Annotated in this window: 17 protein-coding genes and 1 pseudogene; 6 read left to right on the plus strand and 12 right to left on the minus strand. The window is 75.3% G+C overall.

Annotated features, from left to right (window positions below; genetic code table 11):
* Positions 1-47: 47 nt before the first annotated feature.
* The 3 genes from ACIF6L_RS19170 to ACIF6L_RS19180 all read right to left on the minus strand — a co-directional run bounded on the left by ACIF6L_RS19170 (position 48) and on the right by ACIF6L_RS19180 (position 3836).
* Positions 48-2276 (minus strand): restriction endonuclease, encoded by a 2229-nt coding sequence (locus ACIF6L_RS19170; RefSeq protein ID WP_396486385.1) that lies wholly within the window; start codon positions 2274-2276, stop codon positions 48-50.
* A gap of 556 nt (positions 2277-2832) precedes the next feature.
* On the minus strand, positions 2833-3519 hold the full coding sequence (locus ACIF6L_RS19175) for a hypothetical protein (RefSeq protein ID WP_396486384.1): 687 nt from the start codon (positions 3517-3519) through the stop codon (positions 2833-2835).
* A gap of 65 nt (positions 3520-3584) precedes the next feature.
* Complete coding sequence (locus tag ACIF6L_RS19180; RefSeq protein ID WP_359809845.1) at positions 3585-3836, minus strand: hypothetical protein; 252 nt, start codon at positions 3834-3836, stop codon at positions 3585-3587.
* Between the two features lie 224 nt (positions 3837-4060).
* Here ACIF6L_RS19180 and ACIF6L_RS19185 point away from each other — a divergent pair, with 224 nt between their 5' ends.
* Positions 4061-4987, plus strand: a complete 927-nt coding sequence (locus tag ACIF6L_RS19185; RefSeq protein ID WP_396486383.1) for a DUF2797 domain-containing protein — start codon at positions 4061-4063, stop codon at positions 4985-4987.
* Between the two features lie 93 nt (positions 4988-5080).
* Here the strand turns inward: ACIF6L_RS19185 and ACIF6L_RS19190 are convergent, their stop codons facing one another.
* The 5 genes from ACIF6L_RS19190 to ACIF6L_RS19210 all read right to left on the minus strand — a co-directional run bounded on the left by ACIF6L_RS19190 (position 5081) and on the right by ACIF6L_RS19210 (position 9089).
* Positions 5081-5383 (minus strand): hypothetical protein, encoded by a 303-nt coding sequence (locus ACIF6L_RS19190; protein ID WP_352295314.1) that lies wholly within the window; start codon positions 5381-5383, stop codon positions 5081-5083.
* On the minus strand, positions 5380-5544 hold the full coding sequence (locus tag ACIF6L_RS19195) for a hypothetical protein (RefSeq protein ID WP_359809849.1): 165 nt from the start codon (positions 5542-5544) through the stop codon (positions 5380-5382). The genes ACIF6L_RS19190 and ACIF6L_RS19195 overlap by 4 nt, the downstream gene beginning before the upstream one ends.
* A 163-nt stretch (positions 5545-5707) precedes the next feature.
* Positions 5708-6445: a succinate dehydrogenase/fumarate reductase iron-sulfur subunit gene (locus tag ACIF6L_RS19200; RefSeq protein WP_329486004.1), complete on the minus strand. Its 738-nt coding sequence runs from the start codon at positions 6443-6445 to the stop codon at positions 5708-5710.
* Positions 6442-8388: a fumarate reductase/succinate dehydrogenase flavoprotein subunit gene (locus tag ACIF6L_RS19205; protein ID WP_396486382.1), complete on the minus strand. Its 1947-nt coding sequence runs from the start codon at positions 8386-8388 to the stop codon at positions 6442-6444. Before ACIF6L_RS19205 ends, ACIF6L_RS19200 begins: the two co-directional genes overlap by 4 nt.
* Complete coding sequence (locus tag ACIF6L_RS19210) at positions 8385-9089, minus strand: succinate dehydrogenase cytochrome b subunit (protein WP_396486381.1); 705 nt, start codon at positions 9087-9089, stop codon at positions 8385-8387. Before ACIF6L_RS19210 ends, ACIF6L_RS19205 begins: the two co-directional genes overlap by 4 nt.
* Before the next feature lie 107 nt (positions 9090-9196).
* Here ACIF6L_RS19210 and ACIF6L_RS19215 point away from each other — a divergent pair, with 107 nt between their 5' ends.
* From ACIF6L_RS19215 to ACIF6L_RS19225, 3 genes are all read left to right on the plus strand, one after another.
* Complete coding sequence (locus ACIF6L_RS19215) at positions 9197-10129, plus strand: LysR substrate-binding domain-containing protein (RefSeq protein WP_329486001.1); 933 nt, start codon at positions 9197-9199, stop codon at positions 10127-10129.
* Positions 10130-10435: 306 nt separating this feature from the next.
* Complete coding sequence (locus ACIF6L_RS19220; protein ID WP_396486380.1) at positions 10436-12262, plus strand: protein kinase; 1827 nt, start codon at positions 10436-10438, stop codon at positions 12260-12262.
* Positions 12263-12357: 95 nt separating this feature from the next.
* Entirely contained in the window at positions 12358-13209 is an 852-nt protein-coding gene (locus ACIF6L_RS19225) for a hypothetical protein (RefSeq protein ID WP_396486379.1), read from the plus strand.
* Positions 13210-13230: 21 nt separating this feature from the next.
* Here ACIF6L_RS19225 and ACIF6L_RS19230 read toward each other — a convergent pair whose 3' ends face one another.
* Complete coding sequence (locus tag ACIF6L_RS19230) at positions 13231-13908, minus strand: TetR/AcrR family transcriptional regulator C-terminal domain-containing protein (protein WP_396486378.1); 678 nt, start codon at positions 13906-13908, stop codon at positions 13231-13233.
* 81 nt (positions 13909-13989) lie between these two features.
* Here ACIF6L_RS19230 and ACIF6L_RS19235 point away from each other — a divergent pair, with 81 nt between their 5' ends.
* On the plus strand, positions 13990-14763 hold the full coding sequence (locus ACIF6L_RS19235; RefSeq protein ID WP_396486377.1) for a DUF4386 domain-containing protein: 774 nt from the start codon (positions 13990-13992) through the stop codon (positions 14761-14763).
* On the opposite strand, the pseudogene ACIF6L_RS19240 reads toward ACIF6L_RS19235, so the two are convergent.
* Positions 14751-15119: pseudogene (locus ACIF6L_RS19240) on the minus strand (hypothetical protein); the annotation flags it as partial. The gene ACIF6L_RS19235 and the pseudogene ACIF6L_RS19240 sit on opposite strands and share 13 nt — an antisense overlap.
* 187 nt (positions 15120-15306) lie before the next feature.
* Between ACIF6L_RS19240 and sigJ the strand changes: the two are divergent.
* Positions 15307-16242 carry an RNA polymerase sigma factor SigJ gene (sigJ, locus tag ACIF6L_RS19245; RefSeq protein WP_396486376.1) on the plus strand — a complete coding sequence of 312 codons (936 nt, stop codon included), beginning with the start codon at positions 15307-15309 and terminating at the stop codon, positions 16240-16242.
* A gap of 66 nt (positions 16243-16308) precedes the next feature.
* On the opposite strand, the gene ACIF6L_RS19250 is transcribed toward sigJ, so the two are convergent.
* Together ACIF6L_RS19250 and ACIF6L_RS19255 are read right to left on the minus strand one after the other, a co-directional pair.
* A complete protein-coding gene (locus tag ACIF6L_RS19250; RefSeq protein WP_329485994.1) occupies positions 16309-16797 on the minus strand; it encodes a glutathione peroxidase in 489 nt (162 codons plus the stop codon).
* Positions 16798-16866: 69 nt separating this feature from the next.
* Positions 16867-17433 carry a pyridoxamine 5'-phosphate oxidase family protein gene (locus ACIF6L_RS19255; RefSeq protein WP_396486375.1) on the minus strand — a complete coding sequence of 189 codons (567 nt, stop codon included), beginning with the start codon at positions 17431-17433 and terminating at the stop codon, positions 16867-16869.
* Positions 17434-17530 lie beyond the last annotated feature (97 nt).

The raw sequence follows: 17530 nt of genomic DNA on the forward strand, positions 1-17530 counted from the left end.
TATGACCTCGGTCCCTGAGGCGCCCGGGCGCCCCGCCGTCCGGCGGATCACTCGACCGCGACGCCCCAGCGCCGGGCGAGCCCGGCCAGGCCGCCCGCCACCGCTGTCCCGGCCGGGGCGAACTGCCAGTCGCCGCCCTTGCGGTGGAACGAGCCGATCACCAGGGCGCTGTCCGACACCCCGCCGGTGACGGCCGCCCAGTGCGCCGGGCCCTCGGCGCCGGGACCGAACGAGGCGGTCAGGGCCAGCCCGTGCACGTAGCCGAGCGGCAGCGCTGGCGACTCCTCCTCCTCGGTGGAGACCGCGACCACCACTTCGTCCACCCCCGCCGCCACCCGGCCCAGGTGCAGGCTGAGTTCGGCCTCCCGGGCGGGCTCGCCGGGGACCGAGCGGGTGGAGTGCAGACGGACCGCGCCGTCCGGGTCCTGCGGGTTGTTGAAGAAGACGAAGTGCTCGTCGTCGAGCACCCGTCCGTCGGCGCAGAGGAAGGCGGAGACGTCGAGCTCCACGGCGTCCCCGCCGGCCGTGCGGCTCTGCCAGGAGAGCCGCAGGAGGGTCGGACGCTCGTCCGGCTCGGCGCCGTCGGCCGGGGCGGGTGAGCCGGCTGCCCGACCGGCCCCGGGACGGCCGCCGTTCGCGCCGCCGCCGTTGCCGCCGCCGTTCGCGTCACCGCCGCCGCCGTTGCCCTCGCCGTTCGCGCCGCCGCCGAGCCGGCCGCGCAGGCCCTGCTCGGCCAGTAGCTCGACCAGCTCCGGCCCGCTCACCAGCGTCAGCGGCTTGTTGCGGATGTACTCGTAGGAGCCGGGGCCGAAACCGGCCGTGGTCACCAGGATCCCCTTGATCGCACCGTGGTGGCGCACGGTGGAGTCGAGGTCCCGGACGGCGGTGGGGGAGACCGTCGAGCGGTAGCGCTTGGCCTGGATGACGATCCGTCCGCCGGTCACCGGGTCGAGGTCCTCGGCGACCACGTCCACCCCGGCGTCCCCGCTGCGTGCCGTGGTCATCACCCGGAAGCCGCGCAGCCGGAACAGCTCGGCGATCAGCTCCTCGAACTCGATCGGGTCCATCTCGAAGAGGTCCGGCTCGTCCTCGCCGCCCTGACCGGCGACGTTGCCGCCGACCGTCTCCGGCAGCCGGTCCGGCCGGACCTCGTCCAGCCGCTCCGGCCGGGCGGACAGCACGCCGCCGAGCCCCTGGAAGCACTCCACGGCGGCCACCCGGTCCAGCGCCAGACCCGCGAACTCGGACCGGTCCACGGTCACCGTCGACAGGAAGCGCTCGGCCTCCCGGCCGGTCGCCGGGTCGATGCCGCGCACGAAGCCGTTCAGCACCACCGACGCCAACGTGCCGTCCGCGTCCGCCCGGAACAGCTCGGCCACCACCCGCAGCGCGCTCTGCGCCAGCACCTCGCGGTAGAGCGCCTTGCGCTCGGTGGCCGGCCGGGCCACCTCGGCCTCCCGGTCGTCCGACTTCACGTACCGCACCCGGCCGGCGGCCGGGACGACGTCCGGGCCGGGCAGCTCCCAGTTGACGACCAGTTGGCGGGTCGACGCCTCCCAGGCCGCGACCAGCCGGTGCGGGAACCCCTCCGGCCAGCCCGCCGAGGCGTACAGCACGGCGGTGAAGTACTCCTGCACCGCGTCCGGTTCGCCGTCGCGCAGCCGGCGCAGCAACTCCTGCGTCCGGGAAGCCCGGTCCTCGTCCTGGCGGCGGTGCTGGGCCGCCCAGTCGAGGTACTGCCGGTGGTACTCGGCGAGCCGGCGCTGCCGGTCCGCCTCGGCCGCCTGCGCCGCGTACCAGTCCTGCTCGAACCGGGTCCGGGCCTGCGCCACGTACTGCTCGTACTGCTGGCGGACCCCCGGGTTGCGGGCCTGGGCGGGGGTCGGCGGCGGCACCTGGTAGTCCGCCTGATCGGGCATCGGCACCGGTTCGCCGAGCCGGCCCGGTTCGAAGGGCGGCAGCGCGGCGGGTGCCAGCAGGGCCTGCGGGCTGAACGCCGGCCGCCCCAGGCCCGCCGCCAGCAGTCCCTTCAACTCCTCGACCCGGTCGTCGAGTTCCGCCGTCCGCCGGGCCGCCTCCGCCTCCCGCGACTGCTGGTACGCCCGCACCGCCTCGCGCTCGCCCCGGGCGGCCGCCCGCTGGATCTCGCGCTCCTCGCGTTCGCGCCGCCGCTGCTCGGCCGTCTGGGCGCGCCACCGGGCTTCCTCCCGGCGCTGTTCCTGTCGCTGCGTCTCCGCCCAGACCGCCAGTACCCCGTCGTTCCGCCGCCCCGCCACCGTCCACCCCTTCGCTTCACGCCCGGCCGCGCCCGCGCGCCGCCTCCCGGCCGCGTCGTCGCCGCGCCCGCCACAATAGAACGTGGACGGGTGAACCGGCCAAGCGCCCATGACCTGCGACGGCGTCCGGCCGGGCCCGGCGTCGTCCGGCCACCCGGACGACGGCCCTTGCGACGGCGTCGCGGGCGAGGAAGTGCCGGTGGGCGTCCGGTACTCGCCGAAGCCGAACTCCCGCCCGGCCGCCGGGCGCAGCCCGTGGTCCGACCGGGCACAGCATCGCCTCCGGGCCGGTGCGGCTGCCGACGAAGTCCCGGTGGATGGCCGCCGGTGACCCCGCTTCCACGTCGTCGGCGACCCCGGGTACGCCTCGCCGGCGCTCCGCGGCTCGGCGGGCTGCTCGGAGACGATCCGGAGCGGCACGGTCCCCCCGTGCGGCGCGCCGGGGCGGACCGATCGGTCGACGGTGGCCGGACCGTGGGCCTCGACCACGAGGTCGGCGCCGGCGCCCCCGGTCAGGTGCCGGCGCCGACCCCCGGCGAGGAGTGACGTGGTGGGCCTACCCGCCCGGGCGGACCGCCGCGTCCCAGCGCCAGTCGGTGCGCCGGGGGCGGCCGGGGAGGTCGCCGCGCCCGGTGGCCCAGAGCAGGGTCGGCCACGGTCCGGCGGCGCCGTCGGCCGGCACGTCGGGGAAGAGCCGGGCGAGGGTGCGCCGGCAGACGTCCGCCGGAGGCTCCCAGGCGAGGCCGAGCCCCTCGGCGACGTCGTGCAGGTGGACCAGCGTCTCCACCAGGCTCATCGCGGTGAACCCGGCCGGGTCGGCGAGGCCCCACGGGTGGTAGGCGCGGGTGTCCGGCGGGGCGGTGCGCGCCATCGCGACCATCAGCGCGCCGCTCGCCTCCAGGACCTGGACCAGCCCGTCCGGGCCGCTCTCGCGCTGCGCGTAGACGAAGCTGTTCGGCGCGCCCGGGGACAGCCGGACCGACCGGAACGGCACGTAGCGGTCGCGCGGCGGGTCCTGGGGGCCTAGCTGGGCCGCGTAGGCCAGCAGGTCGTCGGCCAGGTGCTCGACGGTGGCCCAGCAGTCCCAGCTGAGCGTTCCGGCGGGCCGGGACCAGTCGGCGTCCTCCGGCACGCCGCGCAGGGTGGCGGCGGCGAGCCGGAGGACGAGCGCGAGGTCGTCGGCGGTGACCGGGTCGGGGGCCGGGTCGGGGGCGGGGTTCGGCCCGTGGGCGCTGTCGATCATGGCGCCGACCGTACCCCGTGGCGCGGTCCCGGTCGCCCGTGCCCGGGTAGCCGCGGGGAGCCCCGTCAGGCCGTGAGGGCGTCGGTGAGCCCGACCAGGACGGCGCACACGTCCCGGGCGGCGGCCCGCATCTCCTCGCTCTCGCCGGGCCGCCGCACGAGGTCGGCCAGGATCAGCAGAGCGGCCCGCACGGCGCCGACGGGGACCTCGACGGTGCGCAGCGCGTCCAGCGCGTCGGCGGCCCGCTCCGCCGCGCTGCTGTCCCACGACTGCGTCAGTTCCACGGCCCGCGGGGTGCCTTCGGGGGGAGTGGACACGACGTGCAGGGCACGGGGCGGGTTCGTATGGCTCATGCCCGGAGCAACGACGGCGGGGCCCGGCCGGATGCCACGCGTACGGGTGATCACCGCGCCGGGCGCCGGGGCGGGCCGCCCCGAGGGGGCCGTCGTCGGCGCGCACGGGCGGACTGTCGGAGGGAGCGGGTAGCCTCGCTGGTTCGGACGGATGGACGGACGGGTGAGCCGGTGACGGGAGGGTGAGCGTGAAGGTGCCGCAGCAGGCGGGCGGCGGGTGGGTCTCCACCGGCCTGCACTGGCGCGACGGGCAGCCGGTGCTCCGCGCGGTCCACGGGCACCGGGTGCACGAGCGGGTGGTGGTGCCCGGGGCGGAGATCGGCTGGCTGATCGGCGGGCCGCGCCGCTGCACCGGCGCCCTGCTGGTGGGGGCCACCGAGCGCACGCCGTGCCCGCACCACGCCGTCATCGACCCGGACGGCGGCGCCGTCCAGTGCGCCGCCTGCCAGAGCGTCGACCGCGGACTGGCGCTCGCCCGGGACCAGATCCTCGACGACGGGCGCACCTACCGCCTCTACCTCGCCTGGTTCGGCGAGGGGCTGCTGAAGGTTGGCCTGACCGGGGAGTCGCGCGGCACCGCCCGGCTGCTCGAACAGGGTGCGCTCGCCTGGACGTTCGCCGCCCGCGGCGCGCTGCCCGCCGTCCGCCGGGCCGAGCTGACCGTCGCCGCCTCGGGGATGGCCCGGGAACGCTTCACGGGCCGGGTGAAGACGGCGCACTGGTGGCGGCACGGCGACGCGGAGTACCGCCGCGCGCTGCTGACCGGAGCCCGCGCCGCGGCCCACCGGCTGCTGGACGGGCACGCGGTGGAGCTGCTGCCCGACCACCCGGTCGTGGACCAGGTCGGGATCTTCGGGCTGGCCGACGGCGCTCCGGTGTCCTACGGGCACATCGACGCCCTCGCCCCCGGCGCGGTGGTGGCCGGTACGCTCCGCCCGCCGATCGGGCGCCATCTGCTGCTGGACCAGCCGGGCGGCGCCGAACCGCTGCTGCTCGACACCCGCAGACTCACCGGGTGGACGCTCGCCCCGGCGGCGGGCCGCCCGGTGTCGGGCCTGGTGGTGAGCCCCCGGGCGCGCCCCGAGGAGCCGGACACCCAGGAGGCGCTGTTCTGATCCGACCGCGGCCCGTTCCGACCGCCGCCTGTGCTGACCCGTGGCCAGTGCTGACCCGCGGCCTGTTCCGATCGCGGCCGAGGAGGGGCCGGTTCAGGCCAGCTTGCCGCGCACCCCGCCCGGCCCGGACCGGGCCCGGCGCGACAGCGGCGGCCTGGACGGCCGGATGTCGGCGCGCGTAGCCCCGGTGTCCTCGGCGGCGCGGTGGGCCAGTGCGGCCCGGGCGCCGGCCAGCGCCATCCGCGCCAGCAGCGGGTCCTCACGCAGGCCCGCCGCCCGCTTCGCGGCCTGGCAGTGCGCACACCAGAGCGCCGAGGCGGGCCCGTCGGGGTACGCCATGGTCTCCGGCGGCAGGTAGTGGCCGCCGCATTCGACGCACTCGAAGACCAGCCTCATCCGACGATCACCGTCCCGGATCCGTGGCATCGACTGCACGGCGACCAGAAGGTGTTGAGCTTCGGCACCATGCCCCCTTCCTCGTCCAGTTCCACCGTGGCCTCGGTCTTCTCGGTGCCCCCGGACCCGCCGCACCCGGCGCAGGACTGAACCTCGGGCATATGACCCTCCTTGGCGCGGGGACCACCGTAGCGCGAATTCCCGGAGTACAGCAGCGGTCCTGACGAACCACCACCCGCACGGGGCGCGTGCGCCCGCCCCGCGCGCCCCGGCCGTCCCGGCGGCACCCGGCGGGGAGCGGTGGCGGGACGGCCGGCGGGGTGCTCAGCCCGCCGCGCTGCGCAGGAACTCCCGGTTCATCGCGGCGATGCTGGGCAGCGGGATGCCCTTGGGGCAGGCGGTGGCGCACTCGCCGGTGTTGGTGCAGCCGCCGAAGCCCTCGGCGTCCATCGTGGCGACCATGTCGCGCACCCGGGAGCGGCGTTCGGGCGCGCCCTGCGGCAGCACGTTGAGGTGGACGACCTTGGCGGAGGTGAAGAGCATCGCCGAGCCGTTGGGGCAGGCGGCGACGCAGGCGCCGCAGCCGATGCACTCCGCGTGCTCGAAGGCGGTGTCGGCGGCCTCCTTGGGTACCGGGGTGGCGTGGGCGTCGGGCGCGCTGCCGGTGGGGGCGGTGATGTAGCCGCCGGAGCCGATGATCCGGTCGAACGCGGAGCGGTCCACCACCAGGTCCTTGACGACCGGGAAGGCGGCGGCCCGCCAGGGCTCGACGTCGATCGTGTCGCCGTCGGCGAAGTGCCGCATGTGCAGCTGGCAGGTGGTGGTCCGCTCGGGGCCGTGGGCCTGGCCGTTGATGACCATGCCACAGGCGCCGCAGATGCCCTCGCGGCAGTCGTGGTCGAAGGCCACCGGCGTGTCGCCGCGGGTGATCAGTTCCTCGTTGAGGGTGTCGAGCATCTCCAGGAAGGACATGTCCGGGCTGATCCCGGTGACCTGGTAGGTGGTCATCGAGCCGGGGGTGTCCGGGCCCGCCTGGCGCCAGATCCGAAGGGTGAGGTTCACGCGTAGCTCCGCTGGGTGGGGTGGACGTGCTCGAAGTCGAGGTGCTCGCGGTGCAGGACGGGGGCGCTGCCGGTGTCGGTGAACTCCCAGGCGGCGGCGTAGGAGAAGGCGTCGTCGCGGCGGGCCGCCTCGCCGTCCTCGGTCTGGCTCTCGGTCCGGAAGTGGCCGCCGCAGGACTCGGCGCGGTGCAGCGCGTCCAGGCACATGAGCTCGGCCAGTTCGAAGTAGTCGACCAGCCGGTTGGCCTTCTCCAGCGACTGGTTGAGCTCCTGCCCGGTGCCGGGCACCCGGATCCGGCGCCAGAACTCCTCGCGCAGCTGCGGGATCCGGGTCAGGGCGCGGCGCAGTCCGGCCTCGTCGCGGGCCATCCCGCACTCGTCCCAGAGGAGTTCGCCGAGTTCGCGGTGGAAGGAGTCCGGCGTCCGGTCGCCGCCGACCGCCAGGATCAGGTTCAGCCGGTCGGCCACCTCGGCCTCCACCGAGGCGATCTCGGCGTGGTCGGCCGGGACGGCGGGCAGCGGGTTGCGGGCCAGGTAGTCGTTGAGGGTCGGCGGGAGGACGAAGTAGCCGTCGGCGAGGCCCTGCATCAGGGCGCTGGCACCGAGCCGGTTGGCGCCGTGGTCGGAGAAGTTGGCCTCGCCGACCGCGAACAGGCCCGGGACGGTGGTCTGCAGGTCGTAGTCGACCCAGAGTCCGCCCATCGTGTAGTGGATCGCCGGGTAGATCCGCATCGGCACCCGGTACGGGTCCTCGGCGGTGATCCGCTCGTACATCTCGAACAGGTTGCCGTACTTGGCGGCCACCGCGTCGCGGCCCAGCCGTCGGATGGCGTCCGCGAAGTCCAGGTAGACGCCCTGGCCGCCGGGGCCGACGCCGCGCCCCTCGTCGCAGACGTTCTTGGCGGCCCGGGAGGCGATGTCGCGCGGCACCAGGTTGCCGAAGGAGGGGTAGATCCGCTCCAGGTAGTAGTCCCGCTCGTCCTCGGGGATCTCGCCCGGCGCCCGGGTGTCGCCCTTGGCCTTCGGCACCCAGATCCGGCCGTCGTTGCGCAGCGACTCGCTCATCAGGGTGAGCTTGGACTGGTGCTCGCCGGAGCGCGGGATGCAGGTCGGGTGGATCTGGGTGAAGCACGGGTTGGCGAACCAGGCACCGCGCCGGTGGGCGCGCCAGATCGCCGTCGCGTTGGAGTTCTTGGCGTTGGTGGAGAGGTAGAAGACGTTGCCGTAGCCGCCGGTGGCGAGCACCACGGCGTCGGCGGTGTGGGTGCTGATCTCGCCGGTCACCAGGTCGCGGGCGACGATGCCGCGGGCCCGCCCGTCGATCACCAGGAGGTCGAGCATCTCGGTGCGGGCGTGCATCTCCACGTTGCCGGCCGCGATCTGGCGCGACAGCGCCTGGTACGCGCCGAGCAGCAGCTGCTGGCCGGTCTGGCCGCGGGCGTAGAAGGTGCGGGAGACCTGCACGCCGCCGAAGGAGCGGGTGTCCAGCAGGCCGCCGTACTCGCGGGCGAACGGGACGCCCTGGGCCACGCACTGGTCGATGATCTCCACCGAGACCTGGGCCAGCCGGTGGACGTTGGACTCGCGGGCGCGGAAGTCGCCGCCCTTGACGGTGTCGTAGAACAGCCGGCGCACGGAGTCGCCGTCGTTGCGGTAGTTCTTGGCGGCGTTGATGCCGCCCTGGGCGGCGATCGAGTGGGCCCGGCGCGGGGAGTCCTGGAAGCAGAACTGGACGACGTGGTAGCCCTGTTCGGCCAGTGTGGCGCCGGCCGCGCCGCCGGCCAGGCCGGTGCCGACCACGATCACGGTGTGCTTGCGCCGGTTCGCCGGGTTGACCAGCTTGGCCTCGAACCGCCGCTGGTCCCAGCGCTGCTCGATCGGCCCGCCGGGGGCCCGGGTGTCGGCGACCGGATCGCCGACGCTGTACTCGCTGTAGGGGCTCAACTCACCACTCCGGTCATCACGGCCACGGGGACGGACAGGAAGCCGACGGTCAGCACCAGCGCCAGGCCGTTGGCGGTCAGCTTCAACGCGCGGTCACGGCGGGCGTTGTTGGCGCCGAGGGTCTGCGCGGCGCTCCAGAAGCCGTGCCGGATGTGCAGGCCGACGGCCAGCATCGCGACGATGTAGATCACGCAGCTGTACCAGTTCGAGAAGGAGGCCACGATGTTCTGGTACGGGTGCCCGTGCTCGGCGGCCGGGTTCACGGTGAGCGTGGTCAGGTCCAGGATGTGCCAGACGATGAAGAGGGCCAGGATCACCCCGCCCCAGCGCATCGTCCGGGTCGCGTAACTGGCCCGCCGCCGCTGGTGCACGTACGTGCTGGGGCGCGCCCTGAGGTCGCGCCGGCTCAGCTGGTACGCGGCCACGCCGTGCAGCCCGACGGCCGCCAGCAGGCCGAACCGGGCGATCCACAGGAACCACTCGTAGTGCAGGACGGGTTGGCCGAGGGTGCGCAGCCAGTGCGCGTAGCCATTCAGGTCGTCCGGGCCGAAGAAGACCTTCAGGTTGCCCAGCATGTGCGCGACCAGGTACAGCAGCATGACCAGTCCGCTGACGGCCATGACCGCCTTCTTGCCGACGGTCGACCGCCACAGGGTCACCAGGGTGGACGGATGCCGGGCCGTCCGAGTCGCGGTTGTCATGGCGACCACGGTAGGGACGGGCCCGACGGTACGTCCAAGACATGCCGCGGCTCACCGTGATAGCCACAGGCTATGGTCCGCGCTGGGGAGCGGCCTATCCTGGCCGGGTGCAGCTGCAGCAACTCCGCTACTTCCTCGCCGTCGCCGAGACCCGCCACTTCACCCGGGCGGCCGAGGCGGCGCATGTGGCACAGCCGTCCCTCTCCCAGCAGATCCGCGCCCTGGAGCGGGAGTTGGGCGCCGAACTGTTCCACCGCACCCGCGGCAACATCGCCCTCACCGACGCCGGGGACGCCCTGCTGCCGCTGGCCCGGCGGATCCTCGCGGACACCGAGAGCGCCCGGCTGGCCGTCCAGGAGACGGTGCAGCTGCGCCGCGGCCGGGTCCGGCTGGGGGCGCCGCCGAGCCTGTGCACCAGCCTGGTCCCGGACGTCCTGCGGGTCTTCCGGGACCGCTACCCGGGAGTGGCGCTGGTGGTCCGCGAGGGCGGCTCGCGCGACCTGGTCCGGACGCTGGCGGCGGGGGAGCTGGACGTCGCGCTGATCATCACCCCGCCGAGTGGGGAGGCGGCGCCGGCCCTCGCCGTCACCGAGCTGCTGCACGAGGAGCTGGTGCTGGTGGCCCGGGCCGCCACCGCCGCCCGGCGCCGGCGGGTGCGGGTGGCCGAGCTGCGCGGCCGGCCGCTGGTGATGTTCCGGGAGGGCTACGACGTGCGGGAGGCGACCCTGGCGGCCTGCCGGGAGGCCGGCTTCGAGCCGGAGTTCGCGGTGGAGGGCGGGGAGATGGACGCGGTGCTGGGCTTCGTCCGGGCCGGGCTCGGGCCGGCCGTGGTGCCGGGCATGGTGGCGGCCCGTTCGGGCCTGGCGGTCACCCCGTTCGCGGGGCCGGGGCTGGGGCGGACGATCGCCGTCGCGCACGGGCACGAGGTGCCGCTGACCCGGGCGGCGGCCGCGCTGCGCGAGACCCTGCTGCGGCACCTGCGCGACGCGGCCCGGGCGGGCGAGCTGCCGCCGGGCACCCGGCTGCTGCTGGAGCCGTGACCGGGCCGGACGGGCTCGGTGGTTGGCACGGTGTGCGAAGCACCCGAATCGTGACCCGGCGGCTCCCGGGCGCCGGAACCCGCTGTTCTCGGGCCGCGTCCCAGGCGGTAGCCGCGGTGTCGTAGGGTGCGACGCCGCAGGAGCGGCCGGGCAGTCACGGGGAGAGAGCGCACGATGGACAGCGGGAAGCAGCAGGGCGGCAGACCGACCGGGAGCGGCGACGCTCCCACCGGTGGGGCGGCGGGTCCGCAGGAGCCGACCCCGGGGGATCCGCGGGGCGGGTCTCCGGCGGGTTCCCAGGGCCGGGTGCCGGAGGGTCCGCGGGACCGGGTGCCGGGGATCGAGGACGCGCGCCCCTGGGAGCTCCCCGACTACCTGCACGACCGGGAGCTCGGCGCCGGCGCGAGCGGCCGGGTCGTGCTCGCCCACCACCGGGTGACCGGCACCCCCGTCGCGATCAAGTACCTGCACGACTCCCTCGGCACCCCCGCCCTGCGGGAGGAGGCGCTGGTCCTCGCGGCCGTCGACTCCCCGCACGTCACCCGCCTCTACGAGTACGTGGAGGGCGAGCGGGGCGCCGCCATCGTGATGGAGCTGGTGGACGGGATCGCGCTGCGCGACCTGCTCCGCGCGGAGGGCGCCACCACCCCGCAGGCGGCCCTGGTCGTGCTGAAGGGTTCGCTGCTGGGACTGGCGGCCGCCCACGAGGCCGGTGTGGTGCACCGCGACTACAAGCCGGGCAACGTGCTGGTCGACGTCGCCGGCACCTCCAAGCTGGTCGACTTCGGCATCGCCGTGCCGAGCGGCGACGACCGCGACGTCTCCGGCACCCCCGCCTACATGCCGCCCGAGCAGTGGGCGGGGCGGCCCGCCTCCCCGGCCGGTGACGTCTACGCCGCCACCGTGACCTTCTTCGAGTGCCTCACCGGCAGCCGCCCGTACGACGGGGTGACGTTCGCCGAACTCGCCGTCCAGCACACCGAGGCCCCGATCCCGGCCGAGTTGGCGCCCGACCCGGTCCGGCCGCTGATCCTGGCGGGCCTGGCCAAGGACCCGCAGGCCCGCCCGGGGAGCGCGGCCGAGCTGGTCGAGGAGCTGGAGGCCGTCGCGGCGGCCGGGTACGGGCCGCGGTGGGAGGAGAAGGGACGGCTGGACCTCACGGCGCTGGTGGCGCTGCTCGGGCTGCTGCTGCCCGGCACCGGCGGCGCGGCGGGCGGCACCTCGCTGGCCCACACCGCCCTGCCCGCCGCGGGCGGCTCGGCCACCCTGGTGCGGCAGACCCCGGCCCGGCTCTCCCCGGTCCGGCGCGGGGCCCGGCTCGGCAGCCGCGGCAAGGCGCTCGTCGGGGTCGCGGCCGGCGCGCTGACCCTGGCCACGCTGGCCGGTATGGCGATCGCCGGGGCGGCCGACGGCGGTGCCCGCACGGTGGTCGGCGGCGCCTCCCCGGAGGCCACCACCACGCTCGGCGCGCCCGGCCCGGCGGCCGGTCCGTCGCCCGACGCGGGCGGTGCCACCGGCACCCCGGACGCCGGTCCGTCCGATCCGGCGGCCACCCCGGCCGCGTCGCCCTCGCCGTCGGCGACCTCGGGCGTTCCGAGCACCTCGCCCGCGGCCACGCCGACCGGCAGGCCGCCGACCGGCAAGGCGACCCCGCCCGCGACGGGCGCGCCCACCCCCGGTGCGCCGTCGATACCGCCCGGCGGCGCGACTCCCACCGCCGCGCCGCCGTCGGCCCCGCCCGCCACCACCGCCCCGCCGTCGGCCCCGCCCACCCCGAGCCCGACGGCCACCGTCGCCCCGGCGACCCTCGCGGTGACCACGGTGAACCTGGACTCGCTGACCTGCAGCGGCCGGTGGAGCCTGACCGCCACGGTCACGGTGGTCGCCCAGGGCGCGGGAACCGGCACCCTGACGCTGAGCTGGTACCACAGCTCGGGCGGCCGGTCGATCACCGTCGCGACGGACACCGTAGTGCTCCGCGACGGCCGAGCCACCGTCACCCGTCCGCACGACTTCGGTTCGGCGGACACCTTCCCGACCTGGGGCGTCCGGGTCTCCACCACCCCGGCGGCGGCGAAGCCGGGCAAGACCTCGGCCGAGGTGGCCGCCTACCTGTGCGACCCGCCGCGCTGATCCGCCACCGCTGACCGCTACCGCCGAGCCCCTGCGGCCGAACCCCTGCCGCCGGCCCCGCCCCACCCTTCCCGTCGCGTTCCCCTGGAGCAGCCATGTCCACGCCCCGCCCCGACTCCACCCCGGACTCCGCCCCGGCACCGGGCGCGGCCGCGGACCGGACCGTTCCGCTCGCCGCGGGCGCGCGGAGCGCCGACCGGACGGTCCGGCTCGGGCCCGACCCCGAGGCCACCGTCCGGCTCGACGAGACCGGGGCCGCGAGCGCGACCTTCCTGGACCCCCGGGTCTGGGGTGGCGCACCGGCGCCGGGGGAGACCGCCACGCTGGTCGGCACACCCACGCGGGGGGAGACCGCCACGCTCCCCGGCGCACCGGAGCCCGGCGAGACCGGGACCCCGCCGCCCGGCACCCCGTCGCATGGTGTCCCGGTGTCCGGCGAGCCGGCGGAACAGCCGCTCGCACCGGGGGAGTTGCGGCGGTTCGGCCCCGGTGTCCCGCCGCGGGCCGCCGCCGTCTGGCACGGTGCCGCCCTCCCGGAGGCGGAGCGGCCGCCCGGTCGGCGCCGGGTGTGGCGCGTGCTGGTCCCGGTGCTGCTGCTGGCCCTCCTGGCCTTCCTGTTCTGGCGCTTCACCATGCCGGCCCTGGCGGTCACCGGGGTCGGTGCGAGCACCGACCCCGCGGGCCCCGGCTGCGGCGGCACCGCGGTGATCACGGCCGCGGTGGAGACCAACGGCGCCGCGGGCACCCTCCGCTACCGCTGGCTGCGCAGCGACGGCACCACCTCGGGCGAGCTGGCGCAGGAGGTCGGCTCCGGCACGCACCGCACCGAGCTGGTGCTGCGCTGGAGCTTCGAGGGCCAGGGCTCGCTCCCGTCCACCGCCACCCTGGAGCTGCTCTCTCCGGGCCCCCGGAGCGTCTCCGTCTCGTTCCCCTACCACTGCCCCTGAGCCGTCACCGCTTCTGAGCCGTCACGGCTCCTGGGTCGACTGCTCTGCGGCCCGTAGCCGTTCGAGCCCGTCCAGCAGCAGGTCCAGCGCGAACTCGAACTCGGCCTGGTCGTCGCAGCCGCCGACCGTCGACGCCTCGTCGTGTCCGGCGGCGCCGGCGATTTCCGCGATGTGGGGGTAGGCGCGTGCCAGTTGCCGCAGCACCGCCGGGTCGGGGGTGGCGGCGGTGTCGTCGAACAGTTCCTGGCTGAAGCCCAGCAGCCGGCTGCCCATGGCGTGCATCGCGTGGTGCGTGAGGCCGACCGAGAAACCGCCGGTCCGGAACAGGCCGGCCATCGAGTCGAGGTAGCCGAGGACCGCCGGGGTGGGGCTGGTGCGGGACTGGATCACGCCCGCGGCCCAGGGGTGCCGCAGGAGGACCCGGCGTGCGGCGAGGACGCGTGCGCGCATCGTGGGCTGCCAGCCGCCCTCGCCGGGCGGGCCGATCTCGCCGACGACGAGGTCCACCATGCCGTCGAGGAGTTCGTCCTTGTTGGCCACGTGCTTGTAGAGCGCCATCGGCACCACGCCCAGCTCCTGGGCGAGCTTGCGCATGCTGATCGCGTCCGTCCCGGCGCCGTCGGCGAACGCCACCGCCGCTCGCAGGACCCGTTCCCGGCTGAGCGGCGCCCGCCGCGTTCCGTCCGCTGACTGCTTCATCTTGACGAGTGTACGGCGTACGCCTATCGTCATCGACAGGTGTACGCCGTACACCTCTGCTACTGGGTGGGGAGTTCCGCAATGGACACAGACAGACGCAAGGGCATCGCGGCGGGCGTGCTGTTCCTGGTGACCGAGGTCGCCGCCGTGGCCGGGCTGACGCTGTACCGACCGCTGCTGGACGGCACGGACTACGTGCTGGGCGCGGGTGCCGACAACAGGGTCCTGCTCGGGGCGCTGTGCGAGGTGGTCCTGGCCCTGGCGGTGGTGGGCACCGGGGTGACGCTCTTTCCGGTCCTCCGGCGCCGGCACGAGGGGCTCGCGCTCGGTTATGTGTGCGTCCGGCTGCTGGAGGCGGTCGTCATCGTCCTCGGGCTGGTCAGCGTGCTCGCGGTGGTGACGCTGCGCCGGGAGGCACCGGCGGCCTCCGACGCCGGTGCCTCCTCCTTCGCCGTGGCGGCCAAGGCGCTCATCGCCGTCCACGACTGGACCTTCCTGCTCGGGCCCAATCTGATCCTCGGCGTCAACACCCTGATGCTGGCCGTGCTCCTGCACCGGACCGGGGCCGTGCCGCGGGTGATCACCATGCTGGGTCTGGTGGGCGGGCCGCTGATCTGCGCCTCCGCGGTGGCCGTGCTGTTCGGCCGCTACGCTCAGCTCTCCGGGCCCGGCACGGCCGCGGCCGTCCCGGTCTTCGCCTGGGAGCTCTCCCTCGCCGGCTGGCTCGTGCTCCGCGGCTTCCGCGGAGCGTCCGTCGGAGCCGGCGAAACCGCCGCAGTGGCGCTCGACGCCGAAGCCGGACCCGAAACCGGCGCCGCCGGCCGGAGGTGGCCCGCCGTCGCCCGGCCCAGCTGAAGCAGGCTCAGCCCGAACATCAGGACACCCAGCGGGACGTGCAGGCTCGCCACGTGCTGGACGCCCAGGACCACCTGCGCCGACGCGAGGACGAGGAATCCGGTCGAGTGGAGGACGGGCCGGGGCGAACCGCCGCCCGGCCGCCACCTCAGGACCGAGGCGAGGACGTACAGCATCGTCGTGGCGTACATCCCGCGGGCCCCGCCGCTGTGCAGCGGTTCTCCGTAGGACGTGGACAGCGACAGCCCGGCGGTGACCGCCTGGAAGAAGATGGCCGCGGTCTGCAGGGCGATCGCGACCCGCAGGAACGCGGAGAGCCTGGGACTGTGCCGCGGTGCCGTCGTACGGGTGGGCATGAGGGCCCCTTCCTTCTGTTGCTCGACTCTGCTTCTTCTCGACCGTGTCCGAGGGCCGGCGAACCGGCCGCTCATCGGTCCGACGACACAGCCACCGGAAACGTCAGGCGCCACCCCGGCCCGGGCCCACCGGGACGACCTGTGGATCATGGTGCGCTGAGGCCCGAACGAGGGAGTCGTCACGACCATGACCAGTCGAACCGAGCCCGGACCGGACCGGCCCGACCCGGGCCTCAGCGTGCTCGTGGGCGAGCGCCGGCAGCTGATCGACATCGCCTACCGGCTGCTCGGCTCGCTGGCCGAGGCCGAGGACGCCGTCCAGGAGGCCTGCACCCGCTGGTACGCGATGTCCCGGCAGCAGCGGGAGGCCGTCGAGTCCCCCGGGGCGTGGCTGACGACGGTGGCCAGTCGGATCTGTCTCGACGTGCTCGGCTCGGCGCGGGCACGGCGCGAACGTTACGTGGGCGAGTGGATCCCGGAGCCGCTGCCGGACGGCACGCAGTGGCTGCACGGCCGGCCGGGCGCCGGCGGCGACCCGGCGGACCTGGTCACCCTGGACGAGTCCGTCGACATGGCGTTCCTCGTCGTGCTCGAATCGATGACCCCGGCCGAACGGGTCGCCTTCGTCCTGCACGACGTCTTCCAGTACCCCTTCGCCGACGTGGCCGCGATCGTCGGGCGGACGCCGGCGGCCTGCCGGCAGCTGGCCTCCTCGGGCCGCCGCCGGATCCGCGCGGCCCGGCCGACGGTGGCACCGCGCGTGCGGGAAGAAGAAGCCCGCATCATCAGGGAGTTCAAGCAGGCCTGGGAGGCCAAGGACATCGCCGCCCTGGTCGGCCTGCTCGACCCCGACGCCACGATGACCGCCGACGGCGGCGGGCTGGCCGGCGCCGCGCTGCGCCCGGTCACGGGCGCCGAGCGGATCGCCCGCTACATCGTCGGGATCGGCGACCTGGCGCCGGGCATGGAGCTGCTGGAGCGCTCGGTCAACGGCCGCCCCGGACTGGCGGCCCGGCGGGGCGGGGTCACCGTGACGGTGGCCGCGTTCGGCCTCGCCGGCGACCGGATCGCGCAGATCTGGGCGGTGCGCAACCCGGAGAAGCTCGGGCGCTGGGGCGGGTGATGCCGGGGGCGGGCGCGGAGGAGCCCCGGGGCGGCTGCCCCGGGGCTCCTCCGGCGGTGGTGCGGATCAGGCCGGCAGGACGGCCTCGATCGCGGTGATCACCTCGGCCGACTCCGGCTCGGTGCGGGGCCGGATCCGGGCGGCCACGGTGCCGTCCGGCGAGACCAGGAACTTCTCGAAGTTCCAGGACACGTCACCGGCCTGGCCCTCGGCGTCGGCGGTCCGGGTCAGCGCCGCGTACAGCGGGTGCTGGTCGGCGCCGTTGACGTCCGTCTTCTCGAACAGCGGGAAGGAGACGCCGTAGGTGGTGGAGCAGAAGGTCTGGATCTCCTCGGCGCTGCCCGGCTCCTGCCCGGCGAACTGGTTCGACGGGAAGCCCAGCACGGTGAAGCCGCGCTCGGCGTAGCGCGCCTGGAGCCGCTCCAGGCCGGCGTACTGGGGCGTCAGGCCGCACTTGGAGGCGACGTTGACGATCAGCAGTGCCTTGCCCTTGTAGTCGGCCAGCGAGGCGGTCTCGCCGGACAGGGTGCGCAGCGGGATGTCGTACAGGCTCACGGAAGTCCCCTTCGGATGGTCGGATATCGGTGCAGCACTCGTCACGGAACGGTAGCCGCCCCGCCCCGGTCAACCACGACCGGGCTCCGGGTGTTCCGCCCCCTGTTCCGCTCCCGTCCGGCCGGACCGGGCGTCGGTCCGGGCCTCGGGCCGGCCGTCGGTCCGGGCCTCGGTCCGCGCGTCGAAGCGGGCGGCGACGGCGGCGAAGTCGGCGCTGAGCCAGCGTTCGGGGCGCATCCGGATGGCGATGTCGGCGGTCAGCTGCTCGGTGGTGGCCGCGAGGTAGGCGCGGGCGGTGGCGGGCGGCATGTAGCGGTGGGCCATCGCGGCGCGCTCGGCCGGGTCGACCCCGTCCTCGATCGCGACGACCGGGCCCTCCACGCTCACGTAGCGGCAGGGCGGCTCCTCCTGCTGGGCACAGAGCGCGAACCGCCCGCTGGCGCGGATCCGGCGGGCCTTGGCGGAGTCCCGGCCGGTCAGGATGGTGAGGACGCCGCCCGGCCGGTAGGAGTACCAGATCGGGACGGCCAGCAGGCGCCCGGCCGGTTGGGCGCCGTCGTCGCCGACGGCCAGGACGCCGACGTGCGGGCCCGCCAGGAAGGCCTCGCGCTCGGACAAGCTCATGGTGAAGGGCACGGAGTGGCCTCCCGGGCTACGGAAGCCCGCGCGCTGCGGTCGCGTACGGGCGGTACACCGGTACGTACCCGGACGACCGGCGTGCCGAACGCGGTCG

The sequence above is a fragment of the Kitasatospora sp. NPDC086009 genome, assembly GCF_044540385.1.
Lineage (GTDB): Bacteria > Actinomycetota > Actinomycetes > Streptomycetales > Streptomycetaceae > Kitasatospora.